General features: G+C 58.4%; 24 protein-coding genes and 1 tRNA gene. 10 read left to right on the forward strand and 15 right to left on the reverse strand.

Translation table 11 applies throughout. The annotated features are described in order from the left end of the window. On the forward strand, positions 1-585 hold a 585-nt coding region (locus tag LXM96_RS17755), incomplete at its 5' end, for an acyltransferase (RefSeq protein WP_239999904.1). Between the two features lie 276 nt (positions 586-861). Here LXM96_RS17755 and LXM96_RS17760 read toward each other — a convergent pair. From LXM96_RS17760 to LXM96_RS17770, 3 genes are all read right to left on the reverse strand, one after another. After that, positions 862-1611 (reverse strand): BA14K family protein, encoded by a 750-nt coding sequence (locus tag LXM96_RS17760; RefSeq protein ID WP_239999905.1) that lies wholly within the window; start codon positions 1609-1611, stop codon positions 862-864. Between the two features lie 135 nt (positions 1612-1746). After that, a complete protein-coding gene (locus tag LXM96_RS17765) occupies positions 1747-1980 on the reverse strand; it encodes a hypothetical protein (RefSeq protein WP_239999906.1) in 234 nt (77 codons plus the stop codon). A gap of 218 nt (positions 1981-2198) precedes the next feature. Then, positions 2199-2273, reverse strand: a tRNA-Thr gene (locus LXM96_RS17770). 111 nt (positions 2274-2384) lie between these two features. Between LXM96_RS17770 and LXM96_RS17775 the strand changes: the two genes are divergently transcribed. From LXM96_RS17775 to LXM96_RS17790, 4 genes are read left to right on the forward strand one after another with little or no spacing between them, the layout of a single operon-like run. After that, a complete protein-coding gene (locus tag LXM96_RS17775; protein ID WP_239999907.1) occupies positions 2385-3593 on the forward strand; it encodes a peptidoglycan-binding protein in 1209 nt (402 codons plus the stop codon). Next, positions 3593-3835 (forward strand): hypothetical protein, encoded by a 243-nt coding sequence (locus tag LXM96_RS17780; RefSeq protein WP_239999908.1) that lies wholly within the window; start codon positions 3593-3595, stop codon positions 3833-3835. The genes LXM96_RS17775 and LXM96_RS17780 overlap by 1 nt, the downstream gene beginning before the upstream one ends. Beyond that, positions 3735-3968, forward strand: a complete 234-nt coding sequence (locus tag LXM96_RS17785; protein WP_240000007.1) for a hypothetical protein — start codon at positions 3735-3737, stop codon at positions 3966-3968. The genes LXM96_RS17780 and LXM96_RS17785 overlap by 101 nt, the downstream gene beginning before the upstream one ends. Before the next feature lie 30 nt (positions 3969-3998). Then, positions 3999-4379, forward strand: a complete 381-nt coding sequence (locus LXM96_RS17790) for a DUF1515 domain-containing protein (protein ID WP_239999909.1) — start codon at positions 3999-4001, stop codon at positions 4377-4379. A 67-nt stretch (positions 4380-4446) separates the two neighbouring features. Here the strand turns inward: LXM96_RS17790 and LXM96_RS17795 are convergent, their stop codons facing one another. The 4 genes from LXM96_RS17795 to LXM96_RS17810 all read right to left on the reverse strand — a co-directional run bounded on the left by LXM96_RS17795 (position 4447) and on the right by LXM96_RS17810 (position 10298). Next, the gene (locus LXM96_RS17795; RefSeq protein WP_239999910.1) at positions 4447-4629 is read right to left on the reverse strand and encodes a CrpP-related protein; all 183 of its coding nucleotides are present in this window, start codon (positions 4627-4629) and stop codon (positions 4447-4449) included. Positions 4630-4831: 202 nt separating this feature from the next. After that, positions 4832-6142, reverse strand: coding sequence for an HlyD family type I secretion periplasmic adaptor subunit (locus LXM96_RS17800; RefSeq protein ID WP_317208273.1), 1311 nt, complete (start codon positions 6140-6142; stop codon positions 4832-4834). After that, positions 6139-7887, reverse strand: coding sequence for a type I secretion system permease/ATPase (locus tag LXM96_RS17805; RefSeq protein ID WP_239999912.1), 1749 nt, complete (start codon positions 7885-7887; stop codon positions 6139-6141). The genes LXM96_RS17800 and LXM96_RS17805 overlap by 4 nt, the downstream gene beginning before the upstream one ends. After that, entirely contained in the window at positions 7884-10298 is a 2415-nt protein-coding gene (locus tag LXM96_RS17810) for a M10 family metallopeptidase (RefSeq protein WP_239999913.1), read from the reverse strand. Before LXM96_RS17810 ends, LXM96_RS17805 begins: the two co-directional genes overlap by 4 nt. A gap of 92 nt (positions 10299-10390) precedes the next feature. Here LXM96_RS17810 and LXM96_RS17815 point away from each other — a divergent pair, with 92 nt between their 5' ends. Together LXM96_RS17815 and ligD are read left to right on the forward strand one after the other, a co-directional pair. Next, positions 10391-10645 (forward strand): hypothetical protein, encoded by a 255-nt coding sequence (locus LXM96_RS17815; RefSeq protein ID WP_239999914.1) that lies wholly within the window; start codon positions 10391-10393, stop codon positions 10643-10645. Between the two features lie 378 nt (positions 10646-11023). After that, on the forward strand, positions 11024-12079 hold the full coding sequence (ligD, locus tag LXM96_RS17820) for a non-homologous end-joining DNA ligase (RefSeq protein ID WP_239999915.1): 1056 nt from the start codon (positions 11024-11026) through the stop codon (positions 12077-12079). Here the strand turns inward: ligD and LXM96_RS17825 are convergent. The 4 genes from LXM96_RS17825 to LXM96_RS17840 form a co-directional block, all read right to left on the reverse strand. Further along, complete coding sequence (locus tag LXM96_RS17825) at positions 12076-12303, reverse strand: hypothetical protein (protein WP_239999916.1); 228 nt, start codon at positions 12301-12303, stop codon at positions 12076-12078. The genes ligD and LXM96_RS17825 overlap by 4 nt on opposite strands. A 41-nt stretch (positions 12304-12344) precedes the next feature. Next, positions 12345-12536 (reverse strand): hypothetical protein, encoded by a 192-nt coding sequence (locus LXM96_RS17830; RefSeq protein WP_239999917.1) that lies wholly within the window; start codon positions 12534-12536, stop codon positions 12345-12347. Between the two features lie 243 nt (positions 12537-12779). Beyond that, positions 12780-12995 (reverse strand): hypothetical protein, encoded by a 216-nt coding sequence (locus LXM96_RS17835; RefSeq protein WP_239999918.1) that lies wholly within the window; start codon positions 12993-12995, stop codon positions 12780-12782. A 301-nt stretch (positions 12996-13296) separates the two neighbouring features. Beyond that, positions 13297-13491, reverse strand: a complete 195-nt coding sequence (locus LXM96_RS17840; protein ID WP_239999919.1) for a hypothetical protein — start codon at positions 13489-13491, stop codon at positions 13297-13299. Positions 13492-13683: 192 nt separating this feature from the next. On the opposite strand from LXM96_RS17840, the gene LXM96_RS21890 reads away from it, so the two are divergent. Beyond that, positions 13684-14031, forward strand: coding sequence for a PilZ domain-containing protein (locus tag LXM96_RS21890; RefSeq protein WP_394801991.1), 348 nt, complete (start codon positions 13684-13686; stop codon positions 14029-14031). Between the two features lie 137 nt (positions 14032-14168). After that, positions 14169-14669 carry a GNAT family N-acetyltransferase gene (locus tag LXM96_RS17845; protein ID WP_239999920.1) on the forward strand — a complete coding sequence of 167 codons (501 nt, stop codon included), beginning with the start codon at positions 14169-14171 and terminating at the stop codon, positions 14667-14669. A gap of 299 nt (positions 14670-14968) precedes the next feature. Here LXM96_RS17845 and LXM96_RS17850 read toward each other — a convergent pair whose 3' ends face one another. Both LXM96_RS17850 and LXM96_RS17855 read right to left on the reverse strand, forming a co-directional pair. Then, positions 14969-15466: a hypothetical protein gene (locus tag LXM96_RS17850; protein ID WP_239999921.1), complete on the reverse strand. Its 498-nt coding sequence runs from the start codon at positions 15464-15466 to the stop codon at positions 14969-14971. A gap of 252 nt (positions 15467-15718) precedes the next feature. Continuing rightward, entirely contained in the window at positions 15719-16039 is a 321-nt protein-coding gene (locus tag LXM96_RS17855) for a hypothetical protein (protein ID WP_239999922.1), read from the reverse strand. A 118-nt stretch (positions 16040-16157) separates the two neighbouring features. Here LXM96_RS17855 and LXM96_RS21895 point away from each other — a divergent pair, with 118 nt between their 5' ends. Continuing rightward, positions 16158-16307 carry an ATP dependent DNA ligase gene (locus tag LXM96_RS21895; protein ID WP_394801992.1) on the forward strand — a complete coding sequence of 50 codons (150 nt, stop codon included), beginning with the start codon at positions 16158-16160 and terminating at the stop codon, positions 16305-16307. A gap of 37 nt (positions 16308-16344) precedes the next feature. Here the strand turns inward: LXM96_RS21895 and LXM96_RS17860 are convergent, their stop codons facing one another. Both LXM96_RS17860 and LXM96_RS17865 read right to left on the reverse strand, forming a co-directional pair. Then, entirely contained in the window at positions 16345-16875 is a 531-nt protein-coding gene (locus tag LXM96_RS17860; protein ID WP_239999923.1) for a DUF4142 domain-containing protein, read from the reverse strand. 132 nt (positions 16876-17007) lie between these two features. Further along, the gene (locus LXM96_RS17865; RefSeq protein WP_239999924.1) at positions 17008-17292 is read right to left on the reverse strand and encodes a hypothetical protein; all 285 of its coding nucleotides are present in this window, start codon (positions 17290-17292) and stop codon (positions 17008-17010) included. Positions 17293-17452 lie beyond the last annotated feature (160 nt).

Below are 17452 nucleotides of genomic sequence, written 5' to 3' on the forward strand. Positions count from 1 at the left end.
CCGGCGCATCCCATCCGCCATGAGCTCAAGCCCGGAAAATCCTCCAGCCGGGCGGTCCAAAATCCGGGAGCACCTCAAAGCCCGGAAAATCCTCCAGCCGGGCGGTCCAAAATCCGGGAGCACCTCAGATGCAAGTTCGCCGGCAACATCACAATTAAAGGCGACAGGCAGACCGTCTCACTGGGTAAGAGGTCCACATTCGCTCGTGTCAGCATCCTGTCCCAGGAAGGGAAGGATGTGCGCATCGGAAGTGACTGCATGTTCTCGCGGGGGATTGAGGTGAGAACTACCGATGCCCACTCTCTGATTGACATTAGCTCCGGCAAACGGATCAACGAGGCTGGTCACGTGACGATAGGGTCCCATGTGTGGGTGGGTTTGTCGTGTGTGATCAGCAAGGGCGTCTCTATTGCAGATGACTGCGTCATCGGCGCGATGTCCTTCGTAAACAGATCATGTCACGAGTCGGGAGTCGTACTTGCTGGTAGCCCCGCAAAAATCGTGAGGCGTGGTGTTACGTGGAGCAGGAAACGCAAATCCATCTATACGCTTGATGAGATGCTGAGCTGGCACGCTAAAGACTAATCGCTGCGTTGTCGTGGCTGTCTACGCCCTACTGCACATTCCTAGGCCTAGCTGCCCGCGCCGACTTCAATACCCGCGACACATGACCATCGCCATTGCAGATGATGCAAGGCATGCCGGCAGCACCGCAGCCGGAGGCCTTGGGGCCGTTCCACGGCTTATTCGGGTGGGCCTCGCATACCCAGCGTGTTTTGTCGCAGGTCTCGCACTCCATCGGCCCAGCATAGCCGAAGACTGACCATTCGAACATCAGATAAGATACTCGCTCGCCGGTCGTTACTCACATTGGCGGCGTGGGCCGCCACCATATGGCTGATAGGTGTTATCCTCCGGACGGTAGGAACGGTAGCGCGCGAAGCAAGATTGGGCATGCTCCCAGCTTCCGTAGCTCGTCCCACCGGGTTCTGCCGCGGCCTGTTCAATCGCAGGCTCGGCGATTTCAGCAGTGTCTTCAGGAAAACTGTCTTCTTCGACCGGCGGCGGCGATATGTCATCAACCGAAGCTACGTTGGTGGATGCGGAAGGCTGCGAGAAGGGCGACTGACACTGCTTCCGGCCACCGCTATAGGGGGTATAGCTGTTGTCGCGCGGGCGGTAGGAGCGATATCTTGAGGAACACCATTCCAGGTGCGCGTCGCTTAGAAGCGGCTCATCAGTAGCTTGGACGGCGGTTTCTTCGGCAGGAGCGATTGATCCGGTGACGGTTTCATCTAAGCGCTGAGGTTCTAGCCCAGCTACCGCCTCCTCTTCCGAGGTAGCCACAGAATCGTCCTGAGCTGAACCCTGACGAGGCATAGCTCTCGCAGTAGCTATCTGTTCAGGTGCCGGCGCCCTGCTTGGAAGCCGCTCGAAATCATTCTTTGCTACCTCAACCCGCACAGGATGATTTGTCCAAAGGTCGGTTGTATTGGTCAGTTGCTTCTTGTCGTCGCCTGCAGTGAAGAACACGGTGGCTGCTACAAGCCCACCAACGAATGTCATGACGGAAAAGCTAAGTCCGCCCAAGATCGCGAGGACTACCTTCATTGTACGCTCCCGGTTCGATGAAAAGCAGAATGCTCATCTGTAGCCAGGGTTCCCCGCAAACGAGGCGGTAGACTTTTGTCTGAAGCTAGCTTTTCTGAACCACAGTCCGGTCGGCACGGGCCGTCTCGGCAGGCGCTATGACGGGTCTAGGGCGACGAAGCCTAAGGCCGCACGAACGAAGAGCTCCAGGTTCGCGGAGTGATCGATCTCCTGACAGAACTGAGCGTGGAGTGCCGCATGATGGCCTACTGCGGCCGCCAGAGCAGTCGTGACGAGCGTGGAACCACCCACAAGAATAGCGAGAACCAGGACGATCTTTCTCGGCCATGACACCGTCTGCGAAGGTTCTGCTGCTTTAATCTGGCTCACCCTGCTCCCTGAGGTAGCTGTGAGGTATCGAGGTGTATCAACCACTTGGGACAGAGTGTGAGTTCCACGGGTCTTGCCCCCCGCCCAGTTATACTGCATCGCCTGATCCTCATGATCTCAGCCGCTAAAACTGCGACCGGTAAATTAGCACTCTGTCATGCCTCCGCAAGCCTTGCGTGAAGCTGACCATCTGAACGCAGAATTTAGAACGGTGAGAGTGGTGCCCTCGCACAGGAATTGAACCTGGCTCTCCTGCATACGAAGCAGGTGCTCTACCGCTGAGCTACAAGGGCATAATGCATGGCGAATGCAGACACGTGTCTGACCAGCGGCTCCGTTGTACCAGCCGCCCCTTGAGGCCGGGTTAATCCCGTACCGCTAATTTAACCCATCAGGAGAAAGTCATGAATCGCGAAGCGTTCTTCGCGGCGCTACGGCGTCGTGGGAGCGGCGTGTTCGGCACGTCGCTGAAGCAGGGGCAGGTGGATGGCACAACCGCCATTCTGGACGAGGCGGAGAGGCGAGGGACGAGAACCAACGATCTCGCCTATGCGCTGGCGACCGTCTACCACGAGACCGCGCGCACGATGCAGCCGGTGATGGAGACGCTGGCGAAGAACGTCGACACGGCCATTGCACGCCTGGAGAAGGCGTGGGCGGCCGGGAAGTTGAAGTGGGTCAAGACGCCGTACTGGCGCAAGGACCGCAACGGCAAGAGCTGGCTTGGCCGCGGGCTCGTGCAACTGACCCACGAGGACAACTATCGGAAGATGTCAGAGGTAACGGGCGTCGATCTCGTTGCCGATCCTGATCGTGCGATGGAGATGCCGATCGCGGTGAAGATCCTGTTCGACGGGATGGAGCGCGGCAGCTTCACCTCGAAAGGCTTCAACGACTTCATCGACGAGCTGGACGAAAGCGATGCTCTAGATCGTGCCGAGTACAAGGCGGCGCGCAAGATCATCAACGGGACGGACAAGGCCGATGTGATCGCCGGATATGCTTTGGCGTTCGAGGGCGCTCTCCGGCAGGCCGGATACCAGGAGAAGGTCACCGAACGCGCTCCTGCGCCTCCTGTGGCTGCTGAGACGCCGAAGGGCCGCACGGACACCGTCACCGTCCGCGTCGTGCAGGAGCGACTGAAGGAGCTCGGCTATACCGAAGTGGGCACGCCCGATGGCGTGTTCGGCAAGATGACGAAGACGGCTATCCTCGCCTTCAAGAACGAGAACGATCTGAAGCCGATCGATGACGTGATCGACCAGGCGTTCCTTGAGGCGCTGGACACGGCATCCCCACGCGATCTGCCGCGGGAGACGGTGCCGCCTGAAGTGGTTCGCAAGAACGCTCCAGAGGTTCGCACGAATTGGCTGATCAAGATCGGTGCTCTGGCGGCCGGCATTCCTGCTGCGATCGGCGGCTTGTTGGATGGCGTGCTCGACAACCTTGGCTTTGCCCGGGAAACCATCAAGCCGTTCAAGGAGATGTTCACCGACATTCCCTCTGAGGTGTGGCTGATCGGCGTGGCTGTGATTGCCGGCGGTGCCTACCTCGTTGCCCGCAACGGGGAGCAGAAGGGGATTGCGGCATACCAGAGCGGGGAGCGGCGCTGATGTTCTCCTCTCCTCGCACTATCGGCGCTCTCGCCATCCTCCTCATTCTCGCACTCTTCGTCGGCTGGATCTGGGACAAGGCCGGCGACGATGCCCTCAACAAGATCGAAAGGCAAAACGATGAAGCCGCTCAACGCGCTGATGAAGGCGCTCCTGATTATGACGCCTGCCGCGATGCTGGTCGGGTGTGGAGTTTCAGGACCGGCAAGTGTCTCAGGCCTGCGGTCGGTGGTTGGGACTGATCTTTTGGGCGCTCGTGGCGCGACAGATGCTGATCAGCGGAAGATTGACCGCACTGTGGTCCGCCTCTGCGAAGGCGCCGTCTACACGCGCAATGACTGCGCCCGCCATGATGAAGCTTTCCAACAGCCTTAGCCTCCTACCTCAGTGCATGAAAGCGAAGATATGCCTGGTTCAAACGACGATATCCTGCGGGTGCTGGGGCGCGTGGAGGAGGGGATCCACCGCCTCCGAGCCGACTTTCAAGAGGAGAAGCAATCAGCGAGAGACAGCCGCTCGGAGATCCACAAGCGTCTGGACCGCCACGCCGAGGACATTGCGATCACCGGGCAGATCATTGCCCAGCAGCGCGACGTGACGTCAAATCTGAAGAAGACGATCGAAGATGACGTAATGCCAACCGTCGAGGAGGTGAAGCACGTCAAGACGCTGGGCAAATTCACGGCCACCGTCCTCTTCGGGCTTGGCCTCACCGCCGGCGGCTTCGCTATCTGGATGAGCGATACGTTTGTACCGGTCTTCCGCAAGTGGCTGCGGATCGACTGAGGTTGTTGCACCCGATCCATCGGGCGCAAGCGCCGCAACCAAGCGAGCCACCAGCTCGCAAGGATGCTCAGTTCCTCATAGCATCCTCGATTGACCAGCCGAAAAGCCAAGCCTCAACCTTCTGCTGCCATTCATCGAAAGTCCGCTCTCCGCGTGCCGGCCGGTACTTCAGCGAAGGGTTCTCGCAGGCGGAGAGATCTAAAACACGTGCGATGATTCCGCGTTGTTGCCAGTCAAGAATAGTTTCCATGTTCCGAAGGCTCCTCATGAGCGCAGGCGGGGCAGTCATCTCCCCGATTCCCACAAGAGATATCTAAGTTGCGAGGCTGGAGCGGAACTGGCGGGCCCAGACATCAGACGCACAAACTCTGATTGGCGCGAATGGATCGAAGGGAGTGCCTGCATTGGTGGCAGTGGAACATCCTCTCGTCTACAGTGCCTGATTGGGTTCCTTAACCCTCTCGAAAAGCTCTACGGAATTGGTCTGCGAGCGGCTTAGCGAAATAAGAAAGCAAGGGAATTGCTTCAGTTTGAACGAACGCCTCCGCCGGCATACCCGGTATAAGTGGTCGCCCTTCAAGTCTTCTCCACTCCTCCGGCTCGACTCTAACTCGAGCAAGATAGTAGTTGGCGCCTGTCCGTGTATCAGTCGCGAGCTCTGCCGAAATTTCAGCAATGCCGCCTTTTAACTCGGGGGTCGCACCTCCGCTGAAGGAGGATAGGCGCAGCAACACCTTCTGGCCAAGGCTGACTTGATCGATGTCATGTGGTGCGATTCGTACTTCGGCGAGTAACTGATCAGCGGACGGGACGATATGCATGACGGTTTCGCCTGGAGCAACGACCGAGCCTGAGGCGTGTACCGTTAACTGATGGACGGTTCCATCCTGTGGAGCCCTAAGGTCGATACGCTGTAGCTCATCTTGCGCGGCAAGCAGCCGTTCAGCGTTTTCCTGCAGCTCGGTTTGAACCCGGTCCAGCTCCTCGGAGACATCACTTCTAAGAGCGTCATCTATCTGAATTATTTGCAGTTCCGTCTCCGTCACTCTCCCCTTCGTTTGTGCAGTTGAGGCTGTGAGCCGTCCAAGTTCGCCAGAAAGACGAGCTCCCTCACGCTCCAGGGCATAGATCCTGGTCATGGTGACAACTGCCCGATCTAGTAGTCGGCGTTGCGCACTGAGTTCCTCATTGACGATATCGATCTCTCGCTGCTTCGCTGTTCGTTGAGCGATCAGCCCGTTCATTTCTTCCTTCAACTGATAGATTTGCTCCTGCAGTTGACGCTTCCGCCCCTCACGCGATCGACGTCGATCCTCAAAAAGCCGACGCTCCTCAGCAAGGATACGGCTGAGATCCTGTTGATCTAATTGCTGGATCAGCTCATCTGAGAATATCAGCTCAGCCTGTCCCGACTGCTCGGCCTCAAGACGCGATATCCGCGCACGCAGCTCCGCCACACGATTGGACAAGATCAAGTAGGTTGCCCGAACCTGCGTACCGTCCAGTTGCAGCAACATGTCACCGGCGCTCACGTGGTCGCCGTTTGATACTGCGACATTGCTTACGATGCCGCCTCGTAGATGCTGGACAGGCTTGATGTGGCTCTCAACGACCAGTCGCCCCGACGCAATCACGGCTCCCGATATATGAACGGATGCCGATAGAGCTGCTGCCGAACCAATGCCCAAGGCAGATAAAGTCACAAGCCAACGGGTAAGGCGGCGAACGGCCGCACCGGATCCTGGAGCGGTTTTTCTGGCTATAGCCGATCCTCCAACTTCATCAGCCGCAGACCCGCGCTCCCCACGTCTTGCCGGAGAACGCGCCCGAGGATCTCGTCCTTCTGGCCAATAGCCTGTATCCGCCCCCCGGCGAGCAGTGCCACTTGATCGACTGCGGCGAGCGCACTTGGTCGGTGGGCGATGACCACGGCAATTCCTTTGCGAGCGCGAACAGCCGAGATGGCTTGCGAAAGCGCGGCGTCGCCGTCTGCATCGAGGTTCGAGTTAGGCTCGTCCAATACTACTAGGAACGGATTCCCGTAGAGCGCTCTGGCAAGGCCGATCCGCTGACGTTGGCCTGCCGAGAGAACGGCACCACGGTTACCAACCTGCCGCCCGAAGCCTCCAGGAAATCCGATGACCATCTCGAAGATACCCGCTGATCGTGCTGCCGCGATGACCTTCTCCGAGGCGTCACCTTCCTCGAAGCGAGAGATGTTCTCAGCGATCGTACCTTCGAACAACTCTACGTCTTGAGGAAGGTAACCAACATTGCGCGCCAGTTCGTACCGATCCCATTGGTCCAGTGCTGCTCCGTCTAAACGGATGCATCCTGTTGCCGGTTGCCATAGACCAACCAGTGCTCGCGCCAGCGTCGACTTGCCCGATGCACTGGGGCCAATGACGCCGATCGCGCTACCGGCCTCGATTTCCAATGCTACGTTGCGGAGAACGGCTCCCGAAGAGCCGGGAGGTACTAGGGTGAGATTTTCTACAGTCAGCCTCTTACTCGGCTTGGGCAGCCGCACTAGCTCCCCTTCCTGGGGGAGGACTTCCATGAGCTTGGCCAGCCGAGAGTAGCTGCTGCGAGCCATTACAAAACCGCGCCAATGTGCCACGGCAAGCTCAACCGGAGCCAACCCTCTGCTCACCAGGATGGAACTTGCAATCATTATGCCGGCGGATGCTTCTTGGCGGATCACCAGCAGTGCTCCCACCGCCAAAACCCCCGACTGAAGCAGCATTCGCAGACCCTTCGAAAGGACTGAAAGACTTCCCGTCACATCCGAGGCAGCCGTGTGACTCTGAAGATATGCCTGACTCGTGCTTTTCCACTTTGTCAAAAGGTGTTTCCCAAGTCCCATCGCCTCAACAGCCTCCCAGTTCCGCCTCACGGATTCTGCAAAGTTGAGGCGTGCGGCGCCATGGCGGGCGGCCGTCTGAGTGTGCTTACGTGAAAAAACTTCGGCCGCGAGTGTCACTGCGAGGAGCAAAGCGGCGCCGCAGAGAGCTGTGAACCCGATCGTGGGATGAAAAACAAAACAAAGGCCGATGTAGAAAGGAATCCAAGGCAGATCAAATAGGGCTGTTGGACCCAACCCTCCGAGGAAACTCCTGATTTGCTCTAGGTCGCGGACCGGCTGAAGTCCATCTCCGGGGATACTGGTGCGCGCGGAAAGCAGCGAGAGCGCCCGAAAGACATGTGGCCCCACATTGTCATCAACCCCCAAACCAATTCGTGCCAGGATCATGGTGCGGATGATTTCAAGGACGCCCTGAAAAAAGTACAGGCTTACGGCTATCACCATCAGCCCAACGAGAGTGGGGACGCTGCCGGAAGGAAGTACTCTGTCGTAGACCTGCAGCATGAAGAACGGACCCGTTAAGGCCAGTACATTGATGATCACGCTTGCAAGTCCCAGCGCCGCCAGAGTCCCTCCAAGCGCGTAGATAAGCTCCCGCAACGGGTTGATAACCGCTCCCGACGTAGTCGATCCAGTTTTCATACGAACCGGAAGTCGTCCGCATGCAGGCTTGCCAGCGAGAGATCCTTCACCGTCAAGGCGTTTGATGCGTTGTAACTGATCAGGACATCCGCACCTTGCTGTAAGGCTGCCTCAAGCATGGCAGTGTAATCCGCAAAGATGTCACTGGCGAATTGTATGACGTCGTCGGTGCTCACGGAAAAGTCGTGGATGACATCCAGCCCGAAACCACGTTCAAAGTAGAACACATCGCTTCCCAGGCCGCCGACAAGCAGGTCATTTCCTATCTGACCATACAGCCTGTCGTTCCCGTCTCCACCGATCAGACGGTCATTGCCTCCTCCCGCAACGAGAACGTCGTGCCCTGCCGCACCCGATAGAGTGTTGGCCCCAGCATCTCCGTAGAGGCGGTCATTGAAGCGACTTCCGGCCAAATTCTCTACCGAGTAGTAGGCGTCGCCGGCGGCATCATAGGTATTAACCCCGGGCGAAGCCAAACTTGCTCTGATCCCTACGGCAGCCGTGGCATAGCTCGCCGTATCAGACCCACTTCCGCCGTAGAGCCTGTCAGCGCCGGCGCCTCCCACCAACACGTCATTACCGGCGTCGCCACTTACGACGTCATTTCCACCTGCACCATTAAGATGATTGTTCCCGGTATCGCCGTAGAGGCGGTCACTATGCGACGATCCTATCAGGTTCTCGATAGAGGAGTAGCTGTCGCCTGCGGCGTCTCCTGTATTGGATGAGGGTGTGGCGAGTGAGCTAATAACGGCCTTTCCGGCTGTCGCGTAGGACGCCGTGTCGGTGCCATTTGCGCCATAAAGACGGTCCGAGCCGGCGCCTCCCAGTAGGAGGTCATGACCATCCCCGCCAGAAAGGGTATTTGCACCGCTGTTGCCGTAGAGCCGATCATTATACCTGCTGCCGGTGAGGTTCTCGATCGAGGAATAGCTGTCGCCCTTTGCGTCATTTGTGTTCATGCTGGGGGAGGTCAGATTGGCGTAGACAGCAACCGCGGCTGTGGCATAGCTGGCCGTGTCGGAGCCACTCCCACCATAAAGCTTGTCCGCTCCAATCCCTCCATACAGAAGATCACTTCCGGCATCTCCGCTGAGGATGTCGTCTCCCTTGCCACCGCTGAGGACGTTGGCCGCTGCGTCGCCGTACAATCGATCACCATAACTCGAGCCGGCCAAATTTTCGATTGAGGAGTAGCTGTCGCCTGATGCTTCCCCACGATTGGAGGTGGGGGAGGCGAGATTAGCGATAACACTCGCTTTAGCACCTGCATAGGAAGCAGTGTCGGAGCCTGTGCCACCGTAGAGCCGATCTGCACCCAGTCCTCCTACCAACGTGTCGTTACCCGCATCACCGCTGAGCGTATCGTTTCCGGAATAACCCCAAAGGACATTCTTGGCTTGGTTGCCGATGATCGAATCAGCAGCACTGCCACCCCTGACGTTCTCGATCAGCGAAGCAGCATTCCCGTTATGCAGCAGGGCATTGTAGATATTGCCCCGAGCATAACCGTCGTTGGGGCCGCCTCCGAGATACGCCGTTTGATCGGCACTGAATAACGACGCTTTACCAGGCCGCAAATCGATTCGAAGGCTGGTCGAATAAGCGCTGAGGTCAAACGTGTCTACCCCGCCTCCGTCCCAGACGGTTGCGAACACCTCATCTCCGGCGGCCGCAATGCCGACCTTACCATCCACCAGTGTCGCGCCTGAGCCCGGCTTCCACTGATAGACTGTGTTTCCGCTGTTGGTGGTATAGTCCGCGCCGTACATGTGCTGTAGCCCAGCGATGTCGGCCATCATGTATGATTGAGGAGCACTCGTAGGGCCATAGTAGTACCCAAGCCCCCCGCCGGTGTACCCTCGATAGGTTAGACTCGAGTATTCTAAGCTATCATAGCTAGAAGGAAGTGCTGCGAAGCCACCCTCCGCTTCATGACCGTGCTTCAACCCGAGCGCATGGCCGATTTCGTGCAGCATGGTATGCCACTCATAGTTACCAGCCACTGGGCTGCGGTAGTCGTGCTGGCGCCCGAACCAGACATCGCCCGCCTGGGCGTATTGGCCTGGCAGATACGCCCAGGCCGTAGAAGGCTCGCTTGATTCACCAAAGCGTACCGTTGCAGTCGTGGCCGTGCCCGCAGAGATCGAGAGGTTGGTGAAGCCTTCGACCGAGAATCCGTCATTAGCGGAGGTGCCGTAGGAGATCTCTAAGGCAAAAAGAGCGGTAGCGGTTTGCGCCGAGGAGATTGCTCCAAAACTAAGTGGTTCTCCTGAGTAACTGTAGCTTCCGGCGCTTGTCGGAAAGGCGTAGGTGACCGGGCTTGCCCAGGCATAGCCACTCAGCACGCCGTCGATCAGCACGCTCCCGGTGGGAGAGAGTCTTTTAGCCAAAGTGAAGCTGCCCGTCATGATGGTTACCCTGGCCGTTGGTCGCTGTGGTGTACGTGTATAAGGGAGTCCTTAATGAAGGTGTCAACTTGTATCAACAGCAAGTTCTTGCGATGAAGCTCTTGCATACACAGCGGCTTCCATCGTTTCAGTGGCAGGCGATCTCCCGCCATTGGACGGTAGCCCAGCCGATAGTGGCGACGGCACCGGCAGCGGCGGCGGCAACACTGGGGGCGATGATGGCGATGACGGCGACGATGGAGATGATGGTGACGGAGATGGCGACGACGGCGATGGCGAAGGTAGCGACGGTGATGACGACTGATCCGACCGGCCGACCTGATCTCAGTCAGAGCCGAGAAAGTTAAAGTCCTACTAAATTCAGCAATCCGCTGTTGAGAATTTGAAGGCACAAGGGGTCTTGATCCCGGAGTGGCCTATGGAACCTGCATCAGACCGTCGACGATACCCGCGAAAGATCCAGATATGGAGCGGACGATTGTTGGTTAATGGTGACGCAGTTGACTGCGCGGTTTCCAACACCACGAAGTATGGTTTGAAGTTGATCACCGAAACGGGCATCGATTTGCCCGATGAAGCCGTGGTTGAGTATCCAGATGGAACGACGCGCCGATGCTCCGTCAGATGGCGAAGTCAGAATGAGGTGGGCGTCAGCCTGGAGGACTAAGGTGTATCTGCCAAGTCGCGGACACTGAATGTTAAGCAGTCGGTGATGCAATGGGCTGATGACGAAGCGCCCGCGCAAGACATCGAAGCCGCTGCTCGTCGACGAGGATCTGCCGCTGAAGAGCGGCAAGGTTCGCCGGCGTGATCCGAAACAGCCCGAGCTTCCCTTCGACCCCATGCCGGAGCGGGTTGAGCCCTGCCTGGCAAAGCTGGTCGCAAAGCCTCCGCGCGGCGAGGAATGGTCCTACGAACTGAAGTGGGACGGGTACCGGCTGGCCGTTCATATCGAGCCGGGGAGGGTGCGGATCATCACCCGGGGCGGGCACGACTGGACGCATCGCTTCCCCGGCATCGAGGCCGCAGCGCGCGAATTCATGCCGAACACGATGATCCTCGATGGAGAGGCCGTTGTTCTCAACGAGCAGGGCATTCCAGACTTCGGTCGACTGCAGAACTCGTTGGGCACAAGCGGACGCGGCCCTGGCAAGTTGGCCGCGGGAAATGCGATCCTTTTCGCTTTTGATCTGCTCTACCTGGACGGCCATGACCTGACGAAGATGGAATACTCGGCACGCCGGCATCTGCTTGAGGATGTTCTGGCCGGTCGTGACGGCGGCGTCAGGCTCTCGGAAGAGTTCGACGAGGATCCTGACGAGCTGCTCCGGCATGCCTGCGCGCATGACCTCGAAGGCATTATTGCGAAGCACCGCGAGCGGCCGTACAGATCGGGACGGACCGGCGACTGGCTGAAGATCAAGTGCGTGCAAAGCGACACCTTCGCCATCGTAGGCTACGAGCCTTCGACTGCATTGCCCGGTGCAATCGCGAGCCTCCTGCTCGCGGCCCGCTATCGGGACGGCTGGCAGTATGTCGGCAGTGTTGGGACCGGGTTCAAGCATGACGAGGCGCGGCGGCTGAAGAAGCAGCTCGACAAGCTCAAGACCCGGATTCCGGTGGTCAGCGTACCGGGGAAGAACCTGGTGATGACGGGTCCATCGCTATCGGCGGAGATCGAATATCGCGCATGGACCCACACGGGAACGCTGCGCCATGCATCGTTTAAAGGGTTGCGCGAAGAAGAGGACTGGTCGGAGGTTTACCGGCTGCCGGACTAGTGTGTGCTCGGGGGTACGTCCACGGCGCGGCAGGTGATCGACCAGTCCGATCCCTGATAATGCCCCTGCACCATTCGATCCAACTCCAGAAAGATGAGGGCTTCCAGCAGCTCTGGAATAGGTGCGTGTTTCGCCATCAGATTGAGCGTCTCCTCGACCGTCATTGTTCGCTCGACCGAGCCTGCTGGCGACGTGAAGCTGACGTGAATGAAGCGTGCGGGCATGGCTGCAAACTAGGTGGAGCGTGGCGATCGACAAGTAGGCCTCATCCCAGTCCCATTGCCTGGACGTCGTAGGCAAGCCCGCAACGATCGTAGTAGGGATTGCCGATCTTTTCGCAGCCTTCCGCCGCGGCGATCCTCAGTCGAAGCGAGGGGAGGCACACGTCGCCTACCTTTGCCTGCATGGCATCGGCATCGTACCTGCGGCGCATGCCGCACTGGTGGCATACGAGCATGATCTTCCTCCCGGCGAAGTCGCTGAGGTGAGGGTCACGTGGTTCATCATCGGGTAGTGGCTTTCGGCGCATGGCGGTTGTCTCTCGTGTTGAGACCGCCGCATCGGTCGAAGGTGTTGCCCGCCGGCACTTGGGTGGAGAGCTATTGGAGCAGGCGAGGGATGCAGTCAAGCATCATCCTCGCGGCTACTCCTGCTGCCTACTAGCGACGCTCTGGCACCCAGATACGGCGCCCGTCGCGCATTACCCAGCGCCCATCACGGTCGCCGTCATTAGCGGAGCGGGTGTCGCGATCCCGGTCGGGGCGGCTTCTGCCGTCATCACTATTCCGACGTCCATCCCACCTTGAATCTCTCCCGCGCCGGTCATCATCACCGCGTACATCGCGCCGGTCATTGTCACGGCGGGCATCGCGGTCCGGTCGGCGGTCACCTCGGTCGTTCCTGTCAATGCGATCATAGCGCGGTCCAGGCTCGCGGGCGACGTAGGAACCACCCTCGCTTACGCAGCCTGCCATCATGAGGCAGGCAAGAGTGAGAGCAGATGCGCTGCTTAGCTTATTGATCATGTTTGCCTTCTCCTTGACTCGCAAGGACATGGGACTCCGCTGTGGGATGGCAAGGTCAGAGCCGACGGTAACGGACGCGAGGAAGATCAGAGGCTTGAGGCTAAGGGGGTATTAATTGGCCGTGTCAGGCGGAACCTTCATCTGGTTCTCTGAGATCCTAATCACTGGCCTTCGTAAGTGGCTGCGGATCGACTAACGCTTGCCCCATCCCTTCTTGCGACAGAGGGCTTCAGCCGCTGCGACAGCCGCGCCTCGACCGGGGAAGGGCCCAACGATGTCCATCTTCCCACGGAAGTTGATGATCGCGCACCTGGTCAACACATCATAGATGATGTGCATGCCCTTCTCATAGGGCTCCTCGGGGGCATTCTCCGTTGCATGCTGCATGTGATCGTCCCCGCGAATCGTACGCGGTATCCTACGGGCAATCGCCAACAGGGGAACCCCTGGCCCGAACAGGCGCCGATGAGAAATAACCCCTAAAAAGTAGTCGTGAGTCGCTTTCTAGCAGTTTCGTTAACTTTGATGAAGCCAGAGCCTGCCACTTTCAGGACACCAACAGCGTGAGGAACTGGAAGTATGCACCACTTCAAGACGGCGATCCCTGCGGACGGAAAGAAGCCTAGACGTGCAGCCCGCAGGCGAACCTGCGCAGAGGTGCTTGTCACTTACATGGGGACAGAGACTAGGGGACTGATCCGAGACCTATCGACGACGGGCGCGGCAGTCGAGCTAAGAGGATATTTCCAGGGGATGGTCGGCAGCTCTGTGACGCTACGTTGTGATGGGCTGTGCACGGTAGAAGCGAAGGTCCGCTGGTACCGAAACTGCCGCATTGGGGTCGAATTTGACTGCAGCTCGAACACTGCTGCGAAGGTGCACGCCTATTTCAAGTATTTCCACAAAGACGCACTTGTCGCGATGTAGGGTGGCGGACCGAGAGAATTTTGCAGCGGCGGGGCTCCGCAGCGAGCCTGCCGGCGTTGTGCGGGTTGACGTAAGTGCCACAGGGCCCGGATGGTGGCGTCTTGGTGATCAAACGCTCGTTTGCTACACAAGCTCTCATGATCGTACGACCAGAAAATCCTCGGGATGTCGAAGAGATCCGTGCGCTTGTCACCGCCGCGTTCGACGGTGCCCCACATAGCGACGGGACAGAGGGAGCCATTGTTGATGCCCTGAGGGAGGGAGGCGCGCTGTCGGTTTCCCTTGTGGCAGAACGAGAGGGTGAGATTGTCGGCTATGTCGCCTTCTCCCCCGTCCAAATCGATGGGAGGGATGTTGAATGGTACGGCCTAGGCCCCATTGCCGTACGACCTGACCGACAGCGGCAAGGGGTCGGAGTTCGTTTGATAGAAGCCGGTCTAGCACAGATAAAATCCATCGGTGCCGCTGGATGTGTCGTTCTCGGCGATCCTGGCTATTATTCCCGATTTGGGTTCCAAGCCGATCCTGCTCTGACCTTTCCCGGTGTTCCTCCAGAGTATTTCCAGTGTCTGGATTTTGGGACACATACTTGGCAAGGGGCCGTCGTCGTTTATCATCAGGCCTTCTACGGAGCGTAGTCGGCTTCTCGGAGCAGCAATTTCCTGTTCCGTGAGGCATGAGAAAGTTCGTCAGGGAACGGGTCTTATCACTCACACCGGTTCCAGAAGCGCCTGCGCACGCCTACACCGATGTCAACGAGCGCTGTGTAATCGTCGCAGACCCGCGCTCTATCTCCTTGCCCGTGCCAAGCACGATGTGCAGATCCCGGATCATGCTGGCGGCGGTTCACAGCGCCTCTTGAGCCTCTTCTGGCGTATTCGCATGAATGCCGATCTCGCCGCCCGCACCAATTCCGGGATGAAATCTGTGGTGTTGCTCACAGCCGCGTCCTTATCGCCAGCCCGAAGCCGTGGCCATTTGATATGCCAGTAAACCCCCCACTGTGATTATGCCGACCGCCAGAACCACGTTCAATAAAATCTGCATCAGTCAAACTCCGGTATCTCACCTGTTGGAACAGGCTCCACGGACGGTCGTCACTCCGCAAGGGGGAGCCCATAAGAGCAGAGTTTTTCTGCCGTTCCAACCACTCCACCTCTCCCACTCGCGTCATCTCCTCCACCAGCGCCTCCGGTAACTCTTGCTGTTGATTAAGCACGGGTAGCAGCAGGTCGAGGGTCAAGGGCTTGAGGCGAAGCTCATACAGGGCGATCGGCTGGAGCACCTCATCGTCGTCCTCACCCAGCTCACGGCCCTTGATCAACTCCATTCGATGAGCCGCCGCCTCTGTCACGGTTTCTTCCATGCTGCGGCAGTAGCCAAGAAGAATGTCGGAGCCAGGGACGATCTGGAAGGCGAACAGGTTGTTCATCATGGCACTCCGTTGGATTGGAGCGCCACCATAGCAAAGTTTGGCAGGAGGATAAGGGGAGGGAACGAAGGCGCGTTCCTGGGGTGCGAAGGCTCGCTGAAACAACTGGGCATGAAAAAAGCCCGTCAGGGGAACGGGCTTCTTTCAGATGCACGGACTGGAGTTCCTGCTCAAATAACCCGCAACAGCGGGAGAGGTTCCGGGAATAGGTAAATTGCCGCCGCGAACCCACGGCGGCGAGCTAAAGCTCCACCTTCAGTTCCCCGGCAAAAGATCTATCTCAGTCCCGCTGTCCAACATTATATGCAGGTCACGGATCATGGCCGCAGCATCAAGCAGCGCTACCTTTGCCTGGTCCCGTGTAGCGACCCCACGAAACAGCCGACCTTGAACCGCTTGCAGATCGACAACCGCGTCTGCCGCCGTCCTGCTGCTCGGGATGCCTGCTGCTTCGCGCATGTCGCGGATGGTCACGCCGGCGCGTTCTAGCAGCCGGCGCGTCTCATAAGCTCGAAGCCTCTCAATCTCGTTGGCAGCACGCACGAGCTCAGAGATGAAGTCTGTGGTGGTGGGCACTAGTCGAAATCTGCGATCCTTCCGGCACTGTAGATGTCGGGACTGGTTTCACCCAAGAGCAAGCGAGGAACCTGAAGAAGCATCTTGATAAGCTGAGACCAGCGTTCCGCCGGTTCGATTGCCGGGGAAGAGCCTCGTCCTAACAGCACCGGCGCTGCTGGCGGAGGTGGATTACCGCGCATGGACCCACACAGGAATGCTGCGCCATCCGTCGTTCAAAGGGCTGCGTGAGGCAGAGGATTGGGCGGAGATTCGCCGAATAGGATAGATGGGACGCCCCGCTGAGGAACGCCCCATCGCTGCCATCAGTCAGCGTTCAATTCTTCTGCCATCTGCAGATGATGCTCCAGTGCCGGAACGGTCTTGGCAGCCCAGGCCTTCAGCTCGGCATTATCTCCCTCAGACCCGTAGCGCTGGAATAGGTCAACGGCGTCTTCATGAACCTCTTCCTGTGCATCCTGGTAGGCTTCAGTGAACTCCTCGCCCTGCAAAGCCTGGAGATCTGCCAGCTGCTCCTGGTGAGCTTCCATCATCGAAGTCGGGATGGTCGCTTGGACCTGGCCGCCTTCCACCAGCTGTTTCAGTTCGTCAGATGTCTTCTGATGATCCGCAATCATCTGTTGCGCGAACGCCTTGGTTTCTTCGTCGGCACGTTCGACCGCCAGCTTGCTGGACTCAATCTCGAACATGTCGCTGGAGGCTGCCTCCATTACGAAATCCTCGGTCTTGGGAGGCGTGCCAGTGACTGAATTCAGACCGGTGGACTCAGCTGCGGACTGAGCAAATGCAGTTGTTGCCATCAAGGCGGCCGCGGCGGTCAATGCAAACGTCTTCATCGAAGTTCTCCTTATTGACATGTGCCGAACGGCGAGAGTGAGAACTTGTTCCCGGGGGATAACGCCAAAGAATGAACCCCCTCCGAGGCACAGGGGACACGTCGGGGAACAGCGACGTTTCGGCGGTTCCGACTACTCCACCTCTCCCACTCGCGTCATCTCCTCTACCAGCGCCTCCGGTAGTTCTTGCTGTTGATTAAGCACAGGTAGCAGCAGGTCGAGGGTCAACGGCTTGAGGCGAAGCTCATACAGTGAGATCGGCTGGAGCGCCTCATCGTCGTCCTCACCCAGCTCTCGGCCCTTGATCAGCTCCATTCGATGAGCCGCCGCCTCGGTCACGGCTTCTTCCATGCTGCGGCAGTAGCCAAGTAGGTCGTCGGAGCCAGGGACGATCTGGAAAGCGAACAGGTTGTTCATCATGACACTCCGTTGGATCGGAGCACCACCATAGCAGGTTTGGCAGGAGGATAAGGGGAGGGAACGAAGGCGCGTCCCGGGGTGCGAGAAGGTTCGGTGAAATCAACGACATGAGAAAAAATATTAACCGAGGGGAACGGGAACGCCAAGAGAACAAGTG

It is taken from the genome of Rhizobium halophilum (assembly GCF_021648825.1).
Lineage (GTDB): Bacteria > Pseudomonadota > Alphaproteobacteria > Rhizobiales > Rhizobiaceae > Neorhizobium > Neorhizobium halophilum.

Bases quoted from the DNA above. Each gene is read 5' to 3' on its own strand.
- LXM96_RS17760 (WP_239999905.1), bottom strand. From the start codon at position 1,611: ATGAAGGTAGTCCTCGCGATCTTGGGCGGACTTAGCTTTTCCGTCATG.
- LXM96_RS17775 (WP_239999907.1), top strand. From the start codon at position 2,385: ATGAATCGCGAAGCGTTCTTCGCGGCGCTACGGCGTCGTGGGAGCGGC.
- LXM96_RS17780 (WP_239999908.1), top strand. From the start codon at position 3,593: ATGTTCTCCTCTCCTCGCACTATCGGCGCTCTCGCCATCCTCCTCATT.
- LXM96_RS17785 (WP_240000007.1), top strand. From the start codon at position 3,735: ATGAAGGCGCTCCTGATTATGACGCCTGCCGCGATGCTGGTCGGGTGT.
- LXM96_RS17790 (WP_239999909.1), top strand. From the start codon at position 3,999: ATGCCTGGTTCAAACGACGATATCCTGCGGGTGCTGGGGCGCGTGGAG.
- LXM96_RS17795 (WP_239999910.1), bottom strand. From the start codon at position 4,629: ATGGAAACTATTCTTGACTGGCAACAACGCGGAATCATCGCACGTGTT.
- LXM96_RS17805 (WP_239999912.1), bottom strand. From the start codon at position 7,887: ATGAAAACTGGATCGACTACGTCGGGAGCGGTTATCAACCCGTTGCGG.
- LXM96_RS17810 (WP_239999913.1), bottom strand. From the start codon at position 10,298: ATGACGGGCAGCTTCACTTTGGCTAAAAGACTCTCTCCCACCGGGAGC.
- LXM96_RS17815 (WP_239999914.1), top strand. From the start codon at position 10,391: ATGAAGCTCTTGCATACACAGCGGCTTCCATCGTTTCAGTGGCAGGCG.
- ligD (WP_239999915.1), top strand. From the start codon at position 11,024: ATGACGAAGCGCCCGCGCAAGACATCGAAGCCGCTGCTCGTCGACGAG.
- LXM96_RS17825 (WP_239999916.1), bottom strand. From the start codon at position 12,303: ATGCCCGCACGCTTCATTCACGTCAGCTTCACGTCGCCAGCAGGCTCG.
- LXM96_RS17830 (WP_239999917.1), bottom strand. From the start codon at position 12,536: ATGCTCGTATGCCACCAGTGCGGCATGCGCCGCAGGTACGATGCCGAT.
- LXM96_RS17835 (WP_239999918.1), bottom strand. From the start codon at position 12,995: ATGATCGCATTGACAGGAACGACCGAGGTGACCGCCGACCGGACCGCG.
- LXM96_RS17840 (WP_239999919.1), bottom strand. From the start codon at position 13,491: ATGCAGCATGCAACGGAGAATGCCCCCGAGGAGCCCTATGAGAAGGGC.
- LXM96_RS21890 (WP_394801991.1), top strand. From the start codon at position 13,684: ATGCACCACTTCAAGACGGCGATCCCTGCGGACGGAAAGAAGCCTAGA.
- LXM96_RS17845 (WP_239999920.1), top strand. From the start codon at position 14,169: ATGATCGTACGACCAGAAAATCCTCGGGATGTCGAAGAGATCCGTGCG.
- LXM96_RS17850 (WP_239999921.1), bottom strand. From the start codon at position 15,466: ATGATGAACAACCTGTTCGCCTTCCAGATCGTCCCTGGCTCCGACATT.
- LXM96_RS17860 (WP_239999923.1), bottom strand. From the start codon at position 16,875: ATGAAGACGTTTGCATTGACCGCCGCGGCCGCCTTGATGGCAACAACT.
- LXM96_RS17865 (WP_239999924.1), bottom strand. From the start codon at position 17,292: ATGAACAACCTGTTCGCTTTCCAGATCGTCCCTGGCTCCGACGACCTA.